This window comes from Thermus thermophilus (genome assembly GCF_019974155.1).
Classification (GTDB): Bacteria; Deinococcota; Deinococci; order Deinococcales; family Thermaceae; genus Thermus; species Thermus thermophilus_C.
Genome location: NZ_AP025158.1, coordinates 1,998,185 through 2,014,650, shown reverse-complemented (window position 1 = coordinate 2,014,650; position 16,466 = coordinate 1,998,185). Strand labels below are relative to the sequence as shown.

At 69.9% G+C, this 16,466-nt stretch carries 15 protein-coding genes, 1 tRNA gene, 1 pseudogene and 1 riboswitch; of the genes and pseudogenes, 9 read left to right on the top strand and 8 right to left on the bottom strand.

Features of this window, described 5'->3' with window-relative positions:
• Positions 1-16 precede the first annotated feature (16 nt).
• From rpoC to TthTMY_RS10870, 6 genes are all read left to right on the top strand, one after another.
• Entirely contained in the window at positions 17-4,591 is a 4,575-nt protein-coding gene (gene rpoC, locus TthTMY_RS10895) for a DNA-directed RNA polymerase subunit beta' (protein ID WP_223903277.1), read from the top strand.
• Positions 4,592-4,655: 64 nt separating this feature from the next.
• Positions 4,656-5,258, top strand: a complete 603-nt coding sequence (locus TthTMY_RS10890; RefSeq protein ID WP_096411261.1) for a fuculose-1-phosphate aldolase — start codon at positions 4,656-4,658, stop codon at positions 5,256-5,258.
• Positions 5,255-5,494, top strand: coding sequence for a hypothetical protein (locus TthTMY_RS10885; protein ID WP_011228933.1), 240 nt, complete (start codon positions 5,255-5,257; stop codon positions 5,492-5,494). Before TthTMY_RS10890 ends, TthTMY_RS10885 begins: the two co-directional genes overlap by 4 nt.
• Positions 5,464-6,324 (top strand): alpha/beta fold hydrolase, encoded by an 861-nt coding sequence (locus TthTMY_RS10880; protein WP_096411260.1) that lies wholly within the window; start codon positions 5,464-5,466, stop codon positions 6,322-6,324. Before TthTMY_RS10885 ends, TthTMY_RS10880 begins: the two co-directional genes overlap by 31 nt.
• Positions 6,325-6,418, top strand: a riboswitch (TPP riboswitch).
• Positions 6,419-6,440: 22 nt separating this feature from the next.
• Entirely contained in the window at positions 6,441-7,475 is a 1,035-nt protein-coding gene (locus TthTMY_RS10875) for a thiamine ABC transporter substrate-binding protein (protein ID WP_096411259.1), read from the top strand.
• A 6-nt stretch (positions 7,476-7,481) separates the two neighbouring features.
• Positions 7,482-8,972: an ABC transporter permease gene (locus tag TthTMY_RS10870; protein ID WP_223903276.1), complete on the top strand. Its 1,491-nt coding sequence runs from the start codon at positions 7,482-7,484 to the stop codon at positions 8,970-8,972.
• On the opposite strand, the gene TthTMY_RS10865 is transcribed toward TthTMY_RS10870, so the two are convergent.
• The 5 genes from TthTMY_RS10865 to TthTMY_RS10845 form a co-directional block, all read right to left on the bottom strand.
• Entirely contained in the window at positions 8,969-9,772 is an 804-nt protein-coding gene (locus TthTMY_RS10865) for a DNA-formamidopyrimidine glycosylase (protein ID WP_096411258.1), read from the bottom strand. The genes TthTMY_RS10870 and TthTMY_RS10865 overlap by 4 nt on opposite strands.
• On the bottom strand, positions 9,738-10,076 hold the full coding sequence (locus tag TthTMY_RS10860) for a DCC1-like thiol-disulfide oxidoreductase family protein (RefSeq protein WP_096411257.1): 339 nt from the start codon (positions 10,074-10,076) through the stop codon (positions 9,738-9,740). The genes TthTMY_RS10865 and TthTMY_RS10860 overlap by 35 nt, the downstream gene beginning before the upstream one ends.
• The gene (locus TthTMY_RS10855) at positions 10,060-10,437 is read right to left on the bottom strand and encodes an acyl-CoA thioesterase (protein WP_096411256.1); all 378 of its coding nucleotides are present in this window, start codon (positions 10,435-10,437) and stop codon (positions 10,060-10,062) included. Before TthTMY_RS10855 ends, TthTMY_RS10860 begins: the two co-directional genes overlap by 17 nt.
• Positions 10,438-10,449: 12 nt before the next feature.
• Positions 10,450-10,692 carry a 4a-hydroxytetrahydrobiopterin dehydratase gene (locus tag TthTMY_RS10850; protein WP_096411255.1) on the bottom strand — a complete coding sequence of 81 codons (243 nt, stop codon included), beginning with the start codon at positions 10,690-10,692 and terminating at the stop codon, positions 10,450-10,452.
• A gap of 53 nt (positions 10,693-10,745) precedes the next feature.
• Positions 10,746-10,822, bottom strand: a tRNA-Met gene (locus TthTMY_RS10845).
• A 41-nt stretch (positions 10,823-10,863) separates the two neighbouring features.
• Here TthTMY_RS10845 and TthTMY_RS10840 point away from each other — a divergent pair.
• Positions 10,864-11,145, top strand: a pseudogene (locus TthTMY_RS10840) (hypothetical protein); the annotation flags it as partial.
• Here TthTMY_RS10840 and TthTMY_RS10835 read toward each other — a convergent pair.
• Entirely contained in the window at positions 11,090-12,184 is a 1,095-nt protein-coding gene (locus TthTMY_RS10835; protein ID WP_096411254.1) for a M28 family metallopeptidase, read from the bottom strand. The pseudogene TthTMY_RS10840 and the gene TthTMY_RS10835 sit on opposite strands and share 56 nt — an antisense overlap.
• A 20-nt stretch (positions 12,185-12,204) precedes the next feature.
• On the opposite strand from TthTMY_RS10835, the gene TthTMY_RS10830 reads away from it, so the two are divergent.
• Both TthTMY_RS10830 and TthTMY_RS10825 read left to right on the top strand, forming a co-directional pair.
• The gene (locus TthTMY_RS10830) at positions 12,205-12,789 is read left to right on the top strand and encodes a GNAT family N-acetyltransferase (RefSeq protein WP_096411253.1); all 585 of its coding nucleotides are present in this window, start codon (positions 12,205-12,207) and stop codon (positions 12,787-12,789) included.
• Positions 12,767-13,957 carry an SLC13 family permease gene (locus TthTMY_RS10825; protein ID WP_096411252.1) on the top strand — a complete coding sequence of 397 codons (1,191 nt, stop codon included), beginning with the start codon at positions 12,767-12,769 and terminating at the stop codon, positions 13,955-13,957. The genes TthTMY_RS10830 and TthTMY_RS10825 overlap by 23 nt, the downstream gene beginning before the upstream one ends.
• Here TthTMY_RS10825 and TthTMY_RS10820 read toward each other — a convergent pair.
• Both TthTMY_RS10820 and thiI read right to left on the bottom strand, forming a co-directional pair.
• Positions 13,950-15,254 carry an amidase gene (locus TthTMY_RS10820; protein ID WP_096411251.1) on the bottom strand — a complete coding sequence of 435 codons (1,305 nt, stop codon included), beginning with the start codon at positions 15,252-15,254 and terminating at the stop codon, positions 13,950-13,952. The genes TthTMY_RS10825 and TthTMY_RS10820 overlap by 8 nt on opposite strands.
• Positions 15,241-16,461 carry a tRNA uracil 4-sulfurtransferase ThiI gene (thiI, locus tag TthTMY_RS10815; protein WP_223903275.1) on the bottom strand — a complete coding sequence of 407 codons (1,221 nt, stop codon included), beginning with the start codon at positions 16,459-16,461 and terminating at the stop codon, positions 15,241-15,243. The genes TthTMY_RS10820 and thiI overlap by 14 nt, the downstream gene beginning before the upstream one ends.
• Positions 16,462-16,466: the final 5 nt, after the last annotated feature.

Genomic DNA, 16,466 nt, shown 5'->3' with positions numbered 1-16,466 from the left:
TCCCCCGAGGTGAAGCATGAAAAAAGAGGTTCGTAAGGTCCGCATCGCTTTGGCCTCCCCGGAGAAGATCCGCTCCTGGAGCTACGGGGAGGTGGAGAAGCCCGAGACCATCAACTACCGCACCCTCAAGCCCGAGCGGGATGGCCTCTTTGACGAGCGCATCTTCGGTCCCATCAAGGACTACGAGTGCGCCTGCGGCAAGTACAAGCGCCAGCGCTTTGAGGGCAAGGTGTGCGAGCGGTGCGGCGTGGAGGTGACGAAGAGCATCGTCCGCCGCTACCGCATGGGGCACATTGAGCTCGCCACCCCCGCCGCCCACATCTGGTTCGTCAAGGACGTCCCCTCCAAGATCGGGACCCTCCTGGACCTCTCCGCCACCGAGCTGGAGCAGGTCCTCTACTTCAGCAAGTACATCGTCTTGGACCCCAAGGGGGCCATCCTGAACGGGGTCCCGGTGGAGAAGCGCCAGCTCCTCACCGACGAGGAGTACCGGGAGCTCCGCTACGGCAAGCAGGAGACCTACCCCCTGCCCCCTGGGGTGGACGCCCTGGTGAAGGACGGAGAGGAGGTGGTGAAGGGCCAGGAGCTCGCCCCCGGGGTGGTGAGCCGCCTGGACGGCGTGGCCCTCTACCGCTTCCCCCGCCGCGTCCGGGTGGAGTACGTGAAGAAGGAGCGGGCCGGGCTCAGGCTTCCCCTCGCCGCCTGGGTGGAGAAGGAGGCCTATAAGCCCGGCGAGGTCCTCGCCGAGCTCCCCGAGCCCTACCTCTTCCGGGCCGAGGAGGAGGGCGTGGTGGAGCTTAAGGAGCTGGAGGAGGGGGCTTTGCTCGTCCTCCGCCAGGAGGACGAGCCCGTGGCCACCTACTTCCTCCCCGTGGGCATGACGCCCCTTGTGGTCCACGGGGAGATCGTGGAGAAGGGCCAGCCCCTGGCCGAGGCCAAGGGCCTTCTCCGCATGCCCCGCCAGGTCCGGGCCGCCCAGGTGGAGGCGGAGGAAGAGGGGGAGACGGTCTACCTCACCCTCTTCCTGGAGTGGACGGAGCCCAAGGACTACCGCGTCCAGCCCCACATGAACGTGGTGGTGCCCGAGGGGGCCCGGGTGGAGGCGGGGGACAAGATCGTGGCCGCCATTGACCCGGAGGAGGAGGTCATCGCCGAGGCCGAGGGGGTGGTCCACCTCCACGAGCCCGCCAGCATCCTTGTGGTCAAGGCCCGGGTCTACCCCTTTGAGGACGATGTGGAGGTCTCCACCGGGGACCGGGTGGCCCCGGGGGACGTCCTCGCCGACGGGGGCAAGGTCAAAAGCGACGTCTACGGCCGGGTGGAGGTGGACCTGGTCCGCAACGTGGTCCGGGTGGTGGAGTCCTACGACATTGATGCCCGCATGGGGGCCGAGGCCATCCAGCAGCTCCTCAAGGAGCTGGACCTCGAGGCCCTGGAGAAGGAGCTTCTGGAGGAGATGAAGCACCCCTCCCGGGCCCGCAGGGCCAAGGCCCGGAAGCGCCTGGAGGTGGTGCGGGCCTTCCTGGACTCGGGGAACCGCCCGGAGTGGATGATCCTCGAGGCCGTCCCCGTCCTTCCCCCCGACCTCCGGCCCATGGTCCAGGTGGACGGCGGCCGCTTCGCCACGAGCGACCTCAACGACCTCTACCGCCGCCTCATCAACCGCAACAACCGGCTGAAGAAGCTCTTGGCCCAGGGGGCCCCCGAGATCATCATCCGCAACGAGAAGCGGATGCTCCAGGAGGCGGTGGACGCCCTCCTGGACAACGGCCGCCGCGGCGCTCCCGTGACCAACCCCGGTTCCGACCGGCCCCTCCGGAGCCTCACCGACATCCTCTCCGGCAAGCAGGGCCGCTTCCGCCAGAACCTCTTGGGCAAACGGGTGGACTACTCGGGCCGAAGCGTGATCGTGGTGGGGCCCCAGCTCAAACTCCACCAGTGCGGCCTGCCCAAGCGGATGGCCCTGGAGCTCTTCAAGCCCTTCCTCCTCAAGAAGATGGAGGAGAAGGGCATTGCCCCCAACGTCAAGGCGGCGAGGCGCATGCTGGAGCGCCAGCGGGACATCAAGGACGAGGTGTGGGACGCCTTGGAGGAGGTGATCCACGGCAAGGTGGTCCTCCTAAACCGCGCCCCCACCCTGCACCGCTTGGGCATCCAGGCCTTCCAGCCCGTCTTGGTGGAGGGGCAGTCCATCCAGCTCCACCCCCTGGTCTGCGAGGCCTTCAACGCCGACTTTGACGGGGACCAGATGGCCGTCCACGTCCCCCTCTCCTCCTTCGCCCAGGCCGAGGCCCGGATCCAGATGCTCTCCGCCCACAACCTCCTCTCCCCGGCCTCCGGGGAGCCCCTGGCCAAGCCCAGCCGGGACATCATCCTGGGCCTCTACTACATCACCCAGGTGCGCAAGGAGAAGAAGGGGGCGGGCCTGGAGTTCGCCACCCCCGAGGAGGCCCTGGCCGCCTACGAGCGGGGGGAGGTGGCCCTGAACGCCCCCATCAAGGTGGCGGGCAGGGAGACCAGCGTGGGCCGGCTCAAGTACGTCTTCGCCAACCCCGACGAGGCCCTCCTCGCCGTGGCCCACGGCATCGTGGACCTGCAGGACGTGGTCACCGTCCGCTACATGGGCAAGCGGCTGGAGACGAGCCCGGGCCGCATCCTCTTCGCCCGCATCGTGGCCGAGGCGGTGGAGGACGAAAAGGTAGCCTGGGAGCTCATCCAGCTGGACGTGCCCCAGGAGAAGAACTCCCTCAAGGACCTGGTCTACCAGGCCTTCCTCCGCCTGGGGATTGAGAAGACCGCCAGGCTCCTGGACGCCCTCAAGTACTACGGCTTCACCTTCTCCACCACGAGCGGCATCACCATCGGCATTGACGACGCCGTGATCCCGGAGGAGAAGAAGCAGTACCTGGAGGAGGCCGACCGCAAGCTCCTCCAGATTGAGCAGGCCTACGAGATGGGCTTCCTCACCGACCGGGAGCGGTACGACCAGATCCTCCAGCTCTGGACCGAGACCACGGAGAAGGTCACCCAGGCGGTCTTCAAGAACTTTGAGGAGAACTACCCCTTCAACCCCCTCTACGTCATGGCCCAGTCTGGGGCCCGGGGCAACCCGCAGCAGATCCGCCAGCTCTGCGGGATGCGCGGCCTCATGCAGAAGCCCTCGGGCGAGACCTTTGAGGTGCCGGTGCGCTCCTCCTTCCGCGAGGGCCTCACCGTCTTGGAGTACTTCATCTCCAGCCACGGGGCCCGTAAGGGCGGGGCGGACACCGCCCTCCGCACCGCCGACTCCGGCTACCTCACCCGCAAGCTCGTGGACGTGACCCACGAGATCGTGGTGCGGGAGGCAGACTGCGGCACCACCAACTACATCTCCGTCCCCCTCTTCCAGCCCGACGAGGTGACCCGCTCCTTGCGCCTGAGGAAGCGTGCGGACATTGAAGCGGGCCTCTACGGGCGCGTCCTGGCCCGGGAGGTGGAGGTCCTGGGGGTGCGCCTCGAGGAGGGCCGCTACCTCTCCATGGACGACGTCCACCTCCTCATCAAGGCCGCCGAGGCCGGGGAGATCCAGGAGGTGCCCGTCCGCAGCCCCCTCACCTGCCAGACCCGCTACGGGGTCTGCCAGAAGTGCTACGGGTACGACCTCTCCATGGCCCGGCCCGTCTCCATCGGCGAGGCGGTGGGCATCGTGGCCGCCCAGTCCATCGGCGAGCCCGGCACCCAGCTCACCATGCGCACCTTCCACACGGGCGGCGTGGCCGGGGCCGCGGACATCACCCAGGGTCTGCCCCGCGTCATTGAGCTCTTTGAGGCCCGGCGCCCCAAGGCCAAGGCGGTGATCTCTGAGATTGACGGCGTGGTGCGCATTGAGGAGACGGAGGAGAAGCTTTCCGTCTTCGTGGAGTCCGAGGGCTTCTCCAAGGAGTACAAGCTCCCCAAGGAGGCGCGCCTTCTCGTCAAGGACGGGGACTACGTGGAGGCGGACCAGCCCCTTACCCGCGGGGCCATCGACCCCCACCAGCTTTTGGAGGCCAAGGGCCCCGAGGCGGTGGAGCGCTACCTGGTGGAGGAGATCCAGAAGGTCTACCGGGCCCAGGGCGTGAAGCTGCACGACAAGCACATTGAGATCGTGGTCCGGCAGATGATGAAGTACGTGGAGGTCACCGATCCTGGGGATAGCCGCCTCCTCGAGGGCCAGGTCCTGGAGAAGTGGGACGTGGAGGCCCTGAACGAGAGGCTCATCGCCGAGGGCAAGACCCCGGTGGCCTGGAAGCCCCTCCTCATGGGGGTCACGAAGAGCGCCCTCTCCACCAAGAGCTGGCTCTCCGCCGCGAGCTTCCAGAACACCACCCACGTCCTCACCGAGGCGGCCATCGCCGGGAAGAAGGACGAGCTCATCGGCCTCAAGGAGAACGTCATCCTGGGCCGCCTGATCCCGGCGGGCACGGGTTCGGACTTCGTCCGCTTCACCCAGGTGGTGGACCAGAAGACCCTGAAGGCCATTGAGGAGGCCCGCAAGGAGGCGGTGGAGGCCAAGGAGCGGCCCGCCGCCCGGCGCGGGGTCAGGCGGGAGCAGCCCGGCAAGCAGGTCTGAGCCTGCCCCGCAAGGTGGAGGCCCCCGGTTTTCCCGGGGGCCTTTTTTCCGGCATAATGGGTCCGTGCGCGCCCGGTTGTACGCCGCGTTCCGTCAGGTGGGCGAGGACCTCTTCGCCCAGGGCCTCATCTCCGCCACGGCCGGGAACTTCTCCGTGCGCACCAAGGGGGGGTTCCTCATCACCAAAAGCGGGGTGCAGAAGGCGAGGCTCACCCCGGAGGACCTCCTGGAGGTGCCCTTGGAAGGGCCCATCCCCGAAGGGGCGAGCGTGGAGAGCGTGGTCCACCGGGAGGTCTACCGCAGGACCGGGGCCCGGGCCCTGGTCCACGCCCACCCTCGGGTGGCCGTGGCCCTCTCTTTCCACCTCCCCTGCCTCAGGCCTTTGGACCTCGAGGGCCAGCACTACCTGAAGGAGGTCCCGGTCCTCACCCCCAAGACGGTCTCCGCCACGGAGGAGGCGGCCTTGAGCGTGGCCGAGGCCTTGCGGGAGCACCGGGCCTGCCTCCTTAAGGGGCACGGGGCCTTCGCCGTGGGCCTGAAGGAGGCCCCGGAGGAGGCCCTCCTCGAGGCCTACGGCCTCATGACCACCCTGGAGGAGAGCGCCCAGATCCTCCTCTACCACCGCCTTTGGCAGGGGGCGGGGCCCGCCTTGGGGGGTGGGGGATGAGGGTCCTCTTCGTGGAGGGGAAGGACCGGGAGGCCCTGGTGGCCCTGGCGGAGGCCCTTCCCCATCCCTACTGGCTCCTCGAGGGCGAAGGGGTCTTCCTCCTCCAGGTCCTCGGGGCCGGGGAGGAGGCCCGGGCCCGGGCCGAGGCCGTGCCCGGGGTCAGGGTCTGGGCCTTCCGCCTGGAGGATGGGGTAGTCTATAGGGGATGCGGGAAGAGATCGGGTACGTCCCCGTAGGGGAGGCGGAGCTTTACGTGGAGGACGTGGGTCCCGTGGAGGGGCCCGCCCTCCTCGTCCTCCACGGCGGTCCCGGGGGGAACGCCTACGTCCTGCGGGAAGGCCTCCAGGACTACCTGGAGGGCTTCCGCGTGGTCTACTTTGACCAGCGGGGCTCGGGGCGGAGCCTGGAGCTTCCCCAAGACCCCAGGCTCTTCACCGTGGACGCGTTGGTGGAGGACACCCTCCTCCTCGCCGAGGCCCTGGGGATGGAGCGGTTCGGCCTCCTCGCCCACGGCTTCGGGGCGGTGGTGGCCCTGGAGGTGCTCAGGCGCTTTCCCCAGGCGGAAGGGGCCATCCTTCTCGCCCCCTGGGTCAACTTCCCTTGGCTCGCCGCCCGCCTGGCGGAGGCGGCGGGGCTTGTCCCCCTCCCCGACCCGGAGGAGAACCTTAAAGAGGCCCTCAAGCGGGAGGAGCCCAAGGCCCTCTTTGACCGCCTCATGTTCCCCACCCCCCGGGGGCGGATGGCCTACGAGTGGCTCGCCGAGGGGGCGGGGATTTTGGGCGCGGACGCGCCCGGCCTCGCCTTCCTGCGCAACGGGCTGTGGCGCCTGGACTACACCCCCTACCTCACCCCGGAGCGCCGCCCCCTCTACGTCCTCGTGGGGGAGCGGGACGGGACGAGCTACCCCTACGCCGAGGAGGTGGCCTCGAGGCTCCGCGCCCCCATCCGGGTCCTCCCGGAGGCGGGCCACTACCCCTGGATTGACGCGCCCGAGGCTTTTGAAGAGGCCTTCAAGGAGGCCCTCGCCGCCTTGGTCCCCGCCCTCCGCGGGCCTCTGGTAGACTGAGGCCGTCACCGGGGGTGCCCCAAAGGGGCTGAGAGCATACCCTTGGAACCTGATCCGGGTCATGCCGGCGTAGGGAAGGTGACGGCCATCCCCTCCCGGTGACAAGGAGGGGTGCGATGCGGAAAGTCCTGGCGGCTTTGGCGTTCCTGACCCTGGGCTTGGCCCAGGAGCTCGTGGTCCTCACCCACTCCAGCTTCTCCCTGGACAAGGCCCTCATCGCCCGGTTCCAGGAGGAGACGGGGATCCGGCTCCGCTTCCTCAAGGGAGGCGACGCGGGGGAGACCCTGAATAAGGCCATCCTCTCCAAGGGGGCCCCCATCGCCGACGTCCTCTACGGTTTTGACAACACCTTCCTCTCCCGGGCCCTCGAGGCGGACATCCTCCTCCCCTACGTGAGCCCGGAGATCCGGAACCTCCGCTCCGAACTCCTTCTGGACCCCAGCTTCCGGGCCATTCCCGTGGACTACGGCTTCGTCAGCCTCAACTACGACCGGGCCTACTTCCGGGGCAAGGCCCTGCCGCAAAGGCCGGAGGACCTCGCCCGCCCGGAGTACGCCCGCCTGCTCGTGGTGGAGAACCCCGCCACCAGCTCCCCCGGCCTCGCCTTCCTGATGGCCACGGTGGCCCGCTTCGGGGAGGACGGGTACCTGGACTTCTGGGCCAGGCTCCGCGACGGGGGCGTCCGGGTGGCCAAAGGCTGGAGCGAGGCCTACTACACCCACTTCACCCTCCACGGCGGGGACCGGCCCCTGGTGGTCTCCTACACCACGAGCCCCGCCGCCGAGGTCTACTACTCCGAGGGCAAGTACAAGGAGCCGCCCAGCGGGAACCTCTTCCCGGAGCTCGCCTTCTTCCAGGTGGAGTTCGTGGGCATCCTCAAGGGGACCAAGAACCTGGAGGCCGCCCGCCGCTTCGTGGACTGGCTCCTCTCCCGCCCCGTGCAGGAGAACATTCCCACGGAGATGTGGGTCTACCCCGCCAGGCGGGACGCCCGCCTGCCCGAGGTCTTCCGCTTCACCCCGCCTCCCGCCGGGGCCGTGCGTCTGGACCCGGCCCGCATGGCGGCGAACCGGGAGCGGTGGATTGAGGAGTGGACCCGGGTGGTCCTCCAAGGCCAGGACCCCGAGGCGGTGCGGGCCGGGCGGCGGTGAGCCGGGGTGGGCGCGGCCGCCCTGGTCCTCGCCTTCCTCGCCTTCGCCCTCTTCTACCCCTTAGGCCGGGTCCTGGTCCTGGGGGTGGGGGAGGGGTTCGGCCGCGCCCTGGCCAACCCCTACTACTGGGAGCGCTACCTTTTCAGCCTGGAATACGGCCTCGGCTCCGCCCTCCTCACCCTGGCCCTAGCCCTACCCCTCGCCTTCCTCTTCCGCTGGCGCTTCCCCGGTAGGGCGGGCTTCCTCGCCCTTTCCACCCTGCCCTTCGTCCTGCCCACCCCGGTGGTGGCCTTGGGGTTTCTGGCCCTGGTGGGGCCTCGAGGGCTTCTGGGCCTGGACCTCTACGGCACCCGGGCCGTCCTCTACTGGGCCGCCCTTTTCTACAACCTGGGCCTCGCCCTGCGCATCCTCCTCCCGGTGGCCCTGGCGCTGGAAAGGCCCCTGGAGGCGGCCCGGGTCCTGGGGGCGAGCCCTTTCCGGGCCTTCCTTCGGGTGGGGCTTCCCCTCCTCCTCCCCGCTTTGGCCTCCGCGGGCCTCCTCGTCTTCCTCTACGCTTTCTCCGCCTTCGGGGTGCCCCTGCTCCTCGGAGGGCCCCGGTACGCCACCTTGGAGGTGGAGATTTACACCCTTCTCGCCTACCGCCTGGCCTTCCCCGAGGCCAGCGCCCTCATGCTCCTCCAGGTGGCCACCTTAGCCGGGGTGGCCCTCCTCTACCTCCGCCTCCAGGGGGCGGCCCTCCCGCCCCCCGTTCCGCCCCGCCCCCTCCCGCGGGGGCGGGGGTGGGCCCTGGCCCTGGGGATGGGGGTCTTCTTCCTCGGGGTTTACGCCCCCCTCCTCGCCCTGGCCTTGCGCCTGGAGCCCCTGGCCTTGGCCTCCGCCTGGGCCTCGGAGGACTTCACCCCTTTGCCCCTGGCCCTGGCCAACACCCTCCGCTTCAGCCTGGGGGCCTTGGGCCTGGCCCTCCTTTTGGGGGTGGCCTACGCCCTCGCCGCCCGGGGGAGGCTCTGGGTGGACCTTTTGGGCCTCCTGCCCCTCATGGTGAGCCCGGTGGCCGTGGGCCTCGGGTACCTCGTGGCCTACCCCGGCCTCCGGGGCTCCCTCCTCCTCCTCCTCGCCGCCTACGCCCTCCTCGCCTACCCCCTCCTCGCCCGGGCCCTCCTCCCCGCCCTCCGGGGCCTCCCCCCGAGCCTCCTCCAGGCGGCCCGGGTCCTGGGGGCGAGCCCTTTCCGGGCCTTCCTTCGGGTGGAGCTTCCCCTCCTCCTCCCCGCCCTCTCCTCGGGGACGGCGTTGGCCCTGGCGGCCCTTTTGGGGGAGTTCGGGGCGAGCCTCGTCCTCTGGCGGCCCGAGTGGACCACCCTGGCCCTGGCCATCTACGAGCGGCTGGGCCGCCCCGGGGAGGGCCCTTTCCGGGAGGCGGTGGCCCTGGCCCTGGTCCTCGCCCTCCTCTCCGCCGGGCTCTTCTACCTTCTGGACCGGGGCCGGGGGCGGTTCGGCTAGGGGCCTTCCCCCTGGCAGGTGGGGCAGAAGTGGGTGCCCCGCCCGGCCACCACCCGCCGCTCCACCGGGCGCCCGCAGGCCGGGCAGGGGAGGCCCTCCCGGCCGTAGACGGCGTGGCGCGTCTGGAAGCCCCCGGGGAGGCCGTCGGGCTGGCGGTAGCTTTGGTCCGAGAGGGTGCTTCCCCCGAGTTCCACGGCCTCCGCCAGCACCTCGCGCAGGGCCCAGTAGAGGCGCCGCGCCTCCTCCTCGGTGAGGCTTCGGGCGGGGCGGAAGGGGCTTAGGCGGGCGCGGAAGAGGGCCTCGTCGGCGTAGATGTTGCCCACCCCGGCGGCGAGGCGCTGGTCCAGGAGGAGGGCCTTGAGGGGCCTCGCGCTCCCCTTCAGCCCCCGGAAGAACCCGGGAAAGGTGAAGGCCTCCGAAAGGGGCTCGGGGCCGAGGCGGAGGAGGAGGGGGATCTCCCGGTAGTCCCCGCGCCGCACCCCAAAGAGGCGCCCGAAGCGCCGGGGGTCGTGGAAGTAGAGGGTCCGGTCCTCGAGGACCAGGGCCGCCCGGGTGTGGGGCGTGGGCTCCAGCCGGAACCCCCCCGTCATCCCCAGGTGGACCACGAGCTCCACCTCGCCCTCGAGGGCGAAGAGGAGGAACTTCCCCCGGCGGTCCACCTCCAGGACCCGCCTCCCCTCCGCCAGGGCCGTGTTCCGGTAGCGGGCGGGGTCGTGGTGGGCCACCTGCCTAAGGGTCTGGCCCAGGACCAGGGGGCGCAGCCGCCTACGGGTGGTCTCCACCTCGGGAAGCTCGGGCACGGGGCCTCCTTTGGGCCAAGAAGCGGTAGAGCCGCTCGCCCGCCCCAAAGGGGACGAGGAGGAGGAGAAGGGGGTAGAGGGGCCAGAGGAGGGGAAGCCGCCGGGCCAGGGCGAGGAGGGCGGCGTAGCCCCGGTGGGTCCGGTCCCCTTCCAGGACGTGAAGCTCCTCCAGAAGCGCCTTCGGGTCCAGGCCGGAGGCCTCTTGTAAGGGCACCACCTGGAGGGTGCCCCCAAGGTCCAGGGCCTTGAGGGTCCGCCCCAGGGCGCGGCAGTAGGGGCAAGCGCCGTCAATCAGTACCCGCATGGGCCTCCACCGGGACCGGCTCCCCGTTCTCGTTCACCGCCACGTAGGTGAGGACCCCCTGGGTGGCCAGGACCCTTCCGTTCCCCTCACCGAAGCGCTCCTTGTAGACCTCCACCTCCACGGTGAGGGAGGTCCGGCCCACCCGCACCACCCGGGCCACCACCTCCAGGAGGTCCCCGGTGCGGATGGGCACCTTGAACTCCACGCCCCCCACCGCCACGGTCACCACGGGGCGCTTGGCCCGGCGGGCGGCGGCGTAGGAGCCCACCTTGTCCATGAGCCCGAGGACGAAGCCGCCGAAGGCGGCCCCCAAGGGGTTGGTGTGCTCGGGGAAGACGAGCTCTAGGGTCCGCGCCTCCATAGCCTCCCCAGGTTACCGCTGGAGAAGGGCGTCGGTGAGCCTCGCCATCTCCCGGTCCTTCTCCGTGACCCCGCCTGCGGAGTGGGTCCACCACTCCACCGTCACCCGGCCCCACTCCACGGTGAGGCGGGGGTGGTGGTTTTTCCGTTCGGCGAGCTCCCCCACCCGGTTGGCGAAGTCCAGGGCCTCCCGGAAGTTGGGGAAGGCGAAGGTCTTGACGAGCCGCTTGGGGTTTTCCCGCTCCTCCCAGTCCATGCTTTCTAGGGTAAGGGAAAAGCCCCGGACCCAGGGTGTCCGGGGCTTGGTTCTGGTTGCGGGGGCGGGATTTGAACCCGCGACCTTCGGGTTATGAGCCCGACGAGCTACCAGGCTGCTCCACCCCGCGTCGCCATTGGTTAATGTAGCAAATCCCCTTGGCCTTTGTCAACCAGGGCCCGGCTTCTCCGCTTCCGCCGGGGGAAGGAGGTGCGGCGGGTGCGGGGGCACGCGCGGCTTCTGGCGCTGATGGGGTGGGATAGGGGGAGGCGAGGGTGCGGCCGGTGATCCGGCTTTGGGGCGGGGATGAAGACGCGGCTGGATGGGGGGTACCTTTTGGAGCGGAAGCCTTGGACGGCGATGCTCCGGGCCTTTTTGGAGCTCATCGCCTACGGCCTTAGGGTTCTTCTCTCCCTCCTCCCGCCCCCTCCGGGGTACAAGGCGATTTACTAGGCAAGCCCACCAGGGCCTTGAGGAGGCTTCGCGCGTGGGCCAGGGTGTCCTCCAGGGCCTTTTGGTCCAGGCGGGCGAAGGTGTCCGTGGGCCAGTGCCAGTCCGGGGGGACGCCCCCTTCCAGGCGGACGAGGGTGAGGGTGGGAAAGCCCCTTTGCGCCAGGGGGAGGGTGTCAAAGTAGGCCAGGCGGTAGGCGATGGGCCTCGCCCCTGGGGTCTTGCGGGCGGCCTCGAGGAGGGGCCCCCGGTAGGGGACGTAGCGGAGCATCCCCTCTCCTTCGGCATAAAAGAGCTCCCCCCGACCCACGTTGTCCAGGTTGAGGACGAGGGCCCCTTTGGGCAAGTGGGGGATGAGGGCCTTCGCCCCCAAGGCCCCCACCTCCTCGCACCCCGTGAGGGCGAGGCCGAGCCGGAAGCCCGGAGGGGGGTCGGTTTCCAGGAAGAGGGCCGTGGCCACGGCCACGCCGCTTGCGTTGTCGTTGCCTCCTTCCACGTAGGGCGCAGAGAGCTCCCGGTGCAGGAGGAGGGCGGCCTGGAGGAGGAAGTAGAGGCTTAGGGGCCATTTCAGGGGGGTGAGGGCCAAAAGGGGAGAGAGCAGGGCGAGGAAGGCGTTGAGGAGGAAGCTCCTCCGGAAGCCCTTCACCCTTTTGGGGTGGTAGAGGAAGTAGGTCTTGGCCGTGTCCACGTGGGCCATGAGGACGAGGGCCCTTGTCCCCTCCCCCTTCCAGGCGAGGAGGCTCCGCGAGGGGTAGCGGTCCAAAAGCCAGCCCCAGGGCCTCCTGCCCGTGAAGTAGAGGTAGAAGCCTATGGCCCCCGCCAAGGGGAAAAGGGGAGAGAGGAAGCCGAGGCCCAGGAGGAGGCTTAGGGCCAAAAGCTCGGGGCCGTAGCTTCGCACCCCCCGGAAGGGGATCTCCAGGGGCTTCACTCCTCTCGCCTCCAGGAAGCCCCGGAGCCTGCGGAAGGCCTCGGCCTCGAGGGGGGTGGCGCTTCCCCGGTGGGGGAGCCTAAGGAGCTCCAAGACCTCTTCCAGCGTCCCCACCTTCCCAGCATAATGGCCTCATGTGGGCCTTCCCCGAACGCTTTGAGGGGCGGTACGTCCGCCTCGAGCCCCTCTCCTTGGCCCATCTGCCGGGCTTCCTCGAGGCCTACGACCCCGAGGTCTACCGCTTTTTGAGCCGGGCCCCGCGGGAGGCCACGCCCGAGGCCTTGAGGGCCCATCTGGAGGGGCTTCTCGCCGAACCCGGCCGGGTGAACTGGGCCGTCTACCGGGAGGACGCCCTCGCGGGGCGCATCTCCGTCATCGCCCCCGAGCCCGAGCACGCCAAGCTGGAGCTCGGCACCATGCTCTTCAAGCCCTTCTGGGGAAGCCCCGTCAACAAGGAGGCCAAGTACCTCCTCCTCCGCCACGCCTTTGAGGTCCTCGGGGCGGAGAGGGTCCAGTTCAAGGTGGACCTGAGGAACGAAAGGAGCCAAAGGGCCCTGGAGGCCCTGGGAGCGGTGCGGGAAGGGGTCTTGCGGAAAAACCGCAGGCTTCCCGACGGCACCTTCCGGGACGACGTGGTCTATAGCGTCCTCAAGGAGGAGTGGCCGGGGGTGAAGGCGAGGCTAGAGGCCAGGCTCTATGGCGCTTTGGGAAACCCTTAGCCTCCTCGTCCTCCTCCTCGCCTACCTGGGCCTCGCCCTGGGGGGGCTTCCCGGCTACCGCATGAACCGGGCGGGGGTGGCCCTGGTGGGGGCAAGCCTCCTCGTGCTCCTCGGCGCCTTGGACCTCGAGGAGGCCTGGCGGGCCCTGGACCCCGCCACTCTGGTCTTCCTCTTCGGGGTCATGGTCCTGAACGCCCACCTGGGCTACGCGGGCTTCTTCGGCTGGGTGGCGGAGGGGCTTTGGAAAAGGGCCAGGACCCCCTTCGCCCTCCTCGTCCTCCTCAGCCTGGGCTCGGGCCTCCTTTCCGCCCTCTTCCTCAACGACACCATGGCCCTCCTCCTCACCCCCCTCGTCCTCCGCCTCGCCCGGGGCCTGGGCCTGAACCCCGTGCCCTACCTCCTCGCCCTCATGGCGGGGGTGAACACGGGAAGCCTCATGACCCCCACGGGAAACCCCCAGAACATCCTGGTGGCGAACCTCTCGGGGATGGCCTACCTGGACTTCCTCCGGGCCCTCTTCCCCGTGGCTTTCCTGGGCCTCGCCCTGCAGGTGGGCCTCCTCGCCCTCCTCTACCCCGAGACCCGCTCCCTAAGGCCCCTCCCGCCCCCTCCCCCTTTGCGCTACCGGCTCCACCCCGGGCTTCTCCGCAAAGGGCTTCTCGTGGCCTCGGGGCTTCTCCTCGCCTTCCTCCTCGGCTACCCCATGGCCCAGGGGGCCTTGGTGGCGGCGGGGCTTCTCCTCTTCACCCGGAGGCTCCGCTCGGAGCGGTACTTCACCCGGGTGGACTGGGAGCTTTTGGTGATGTTCGGCGGGCTCTTCGTCCTCACGGAAGGGGTGCGCCGCCTGGGGGTGGCGGAGGCCCTTTTGCCCCTCGCCTCTAGTCCCCTCGGCCTCCTCCTCGCCGCCACCCTCCTCTCCCTCCTCATCTCCAACGTGCCCGCGGTCCTCCTCCTCGCCCCTTTGGCCAAGACCCCGGAGGAGTGGCTCCTCCTCGCCGGGGGGAGCACCCTGGCGGGCAACCTCACCCTCCTCGCCAGCGTGGCGAACCTCATCGTGGCGGAAGGGGCCAAGCGGGAGGGCGTGCAGGTGGGCCTCCTGGAGCACCTCCGCCTGGGCCTGCCCCTCACCCTCCTCTCCTTGGCCGCCCTCTACCTCTGGCTCACTTGAGGCGGGCCTCGAGCCACCCCCCGAGGGCCAGGACCCTCCCGTCCTCCCCGTAAGGCCCCACCACCTGGAGCCCCACGGGCATCCCCTCCACCTTGGCGAAGGGGAGGGCGAGGGTGGGGACCCCGAGGAGGCTGAAGGGAAGGGTGAGGGTGATGAAGGCCTCCCGGTGACCCTTCCTGCCGGACTCCAGCTCCACCTCCTCCGTGCCCAAGGGGGGCGCGGGGAGGGGCTGGACGGGGAGGAGGAGGGCGTCCACCCCCCTTAAGGCCTTGGCAAGCTCCAGGCGCAGGGCCTCCCGCTCGGCCACGGCGTCCCGGTAGTCCTTCTCCGTGAGGGCGAGGCCCGCGAGGAGGGCTTCCCGCACCTGGGGGGAGAAGCCTTCGGGGTGCTCCTTCAGGGCTTTCTCGTGGATCCGGGCCGCCTCGTAGCGCACAAGGCGGGTGTAGACCTCGTAGACCCCCCTTAAGGGCAAGGAGACCTCCCGGACCTCGGCCCTTAGGGCGGGGAGGTCTTCCAAGAGCCGGGTGAAGGCCTTCCGCACCTCCACCCCAAGCCTCCCCTCCAAAAAGTCCAGGGGGACCCCGAAGACGGGGTTCTGGACGCCCTCCAAGGGGATGCTCTCCCCGGCCAGGATCTCCGTGAGGAAGTGGGCGTCCCGCACGCTCCGGGTGAGGGGCCCGGCGTGGTCCGTGGAGCGGGAGAGGGGGAGGGCCCCTTCCAGGCTCACCCGGCCGTAGGAGGGCTTGAAGCCCACCACCCCGTTGAAGCCCGCGGGGATGCGGATGGACCCCCCGGTGTCCGAGCCCAAGGAGGCGAGCCCAATCCCTAAGGCCACGGCCACGGCGCTCCCGCCGCTAGACCCCCCGGCCTGCCGGGTGGGGTCCACGGCGTTTCGCACCGGGCCCGTCCAGGGGTTCTCCCCGGTGATGCCCAGGGCGATCTCGTGCATGTTGGTCTTGGCGAAGAGGAGGGCCCCGGCCTCCCTCAGGCGGCGCACCGCCCTCGCCTCCTCGGGAAGGGGAGGAAGGGGGGCCTTCGTCCCCGCCCGGGTGGGCATCCCCTTCACGGGGAAGAGGTCCTTTACGGTGAGGGGAAGGCCGTGGAGGGGGCCCCGCACCTGGCCCCGCTTGAGTTCCTCCGTGAGGGCCAGGGCCTCCTTACGGGCGGCCTCCTCGTCCAGGTAGGCGAGGGCGTTCCGGTCCCGGAAGGCCTGCGCCCGCTCCAGGGCCTCCTCCAGAAGGGCGAGGGGGGTGGTGGCCCCCGTTTCCAGAAGGCGCTTCGCCTCAAGCAGGTCCATGCTCCATTATAAAAGCGTCCTCCGGCGCCTTGGGTAGGGGCTTTCCGGGCCAGGTGTAGGTGAGGACCTCCCGCCCCTTTAGGGCCAAGGCCAAAAGCGCCTCCGTGGGGAGGCGGGCCTCCGCTTGGAGGACCACCTCCAGCCTCGCCCGGGTCACGGGGTGCTTGGGGGCGAAGAGGGTGCAGCACTCCTCGTCGGGGAGGATGGAGGTTTCGTAGGTGCCGATCCTCCTGGCCTCGGCCATGATCTCCTCCTTGTCCCACCCGATGAGGGGGCGGAAGACGGGGAGGGTAGCCGCCTGGTTCACGGCGTGGAGGTTCTCCAGGGTCTGGGAGGCCACCTGGCCCAGGCTGTCCCCGGTGCAAAGGGCGAGGGCCCCCTCTTCCTTGGCGATGGCCTCGGCGATCCTGAGCATGTAGCGGCGGTAGAGGACCACCCGGTAGGCCGTGGGGGCCTCCACGATGATGTGGCGCTGCACCTCGCTGAAGGGGACCAGGTGGAGCCTCAGGCGGTGCTGGAAGCGCGCCAAGCGCTCGGCGAGGGCCTTGGCCTTTTCCCGGCTCGCCCCCGAGAGGAGGGGGAAGGGGTGGAAGTGGACGAGGACCACCTCCGCCCCCCGGCGCATGAGGCGGTAGGCGGCCACGGGGGAGTCTATGCCCCCGGAGAGGAGGGCCACCACCTTGCCGGAGACCCCGGGGGGAAGCCCCCCGGGGCCCGGGTGGCGCTCCACCTCCAGAAGGGCCGCCCCGGGGAGGATGCGCACCACGAACTCCCGCTCCGCCCCCTTGAGCCGCACCTGGGCCCCGGTCCTCTCCTTCACGAAGGCCCCGAGGGCCCGCTCTATCTCCGGGGAGGTGAGGGGGAAGGCCTTGTCGGAGCGCTTGGCGGTGATGCGGAAGCTCCGGAAGGCCTGGCCCTCCAGGGCCTTTTCTAGGGCGGCCTTCAGGGCCTCGAGGTCGGGCGGGGTGCGCACCACCCGGGCGAAGCCCTCCACCCCCAGGGTGTCCTGGAGGCGGGCCTTGGCCTCGGGCCAGGCCGCCTCGGGGAGGCGGAAGAGAAGGGCCATGGGCCACTCCCCCTCCAAGACCGCCCCTAAACCCTTCAGGGCCCGCCGCACGTGGGCCTTGGCCCGCTTGAGGAAGAAGGGGCGGTTTTTCCCCTTAAGGGCGAGCTCGTGGAAAAGCCGTACGAGAAGCAGGGTTTCCATGGTGT

Coding starts and splice junctions, on each gene's coding strand:
- TthTMY_RS10855 (WP_096411256.1), bottom strand. CDS start 10,437: ATGGAGGCGCGGACCCTAGAGCTCGTCTTCCCCGAGCACACCAACCCC.
- TthTMY_RS10830 (WP_096411253.1), top strand. CDS start 12,205: ATGTGGGCCTTCCCCGAACGCTTTGAGGGGCGGTACGTCCGCCTCGAG.
- TthTMY_RS10850 (WP_096411255.1), bottom strand. CDS start 10,692: ATGGACTGGGAGGAGCGGGAAAACCCCAAGCGGCTCGTCAAGACCTTC.
- rpoC (WP_223903277.1), top strand. CDS start 17: ATGAAAAAAGAGGTTCGTAAGGTCCGCATCGCTTTGGCCTCCCCGGAG.
- TthTMY_RS10860 (WP_096411257.1), bottom strand. CDS start 10,076: ATGCGGGTACTGATTGACGGCGCTTGCCCCTACTGCCGCGCCCTGGGG.
- thiI (WP_223903275.1), bottom strand. CDS start 16,461: ATGGAAACCCTGCTTCTCGTACGGCTTTTCCACGAGCTCGCCCTTAAG.
- TthTMY_RS10880 (WP_096411260.1), top strand. CDS start 5,464: ATGCGGGAAGAGATCGGGTACGTCCCCGTAGGGGAGGCGGAGCTTTAC.
- TthTMY_RS10820 (WP_096411251.1), bottom strand. CDS start 15,254: ATGGACCTGCTTGAGGCGAAGCGCCTTCTGGAAACGGGGGCCACCACC.
- TthTMY_RS10825 (WP_096411252.1), top strand. CDS start 12,767: ATGGCGCTTTGGGAAACCCTTAGCCTCCTCGTCCTCCTCCTCGCCTAC.
- TthTMY_RS10875 (WP_096411259.1), top strand. CDS start 6,441: ATGCGGAAAGTCCTGGCGGCTTTGGCGTTCCTGACCCTGGGCTTGGCC.
- TthTMY_RS10885 (WP_011228933.1), top strand. CDS start 5,255: ATGAGGGTCCTCTTCGTGGAGGGGAAGGACCGGGAGGCCCTGGTGGCC.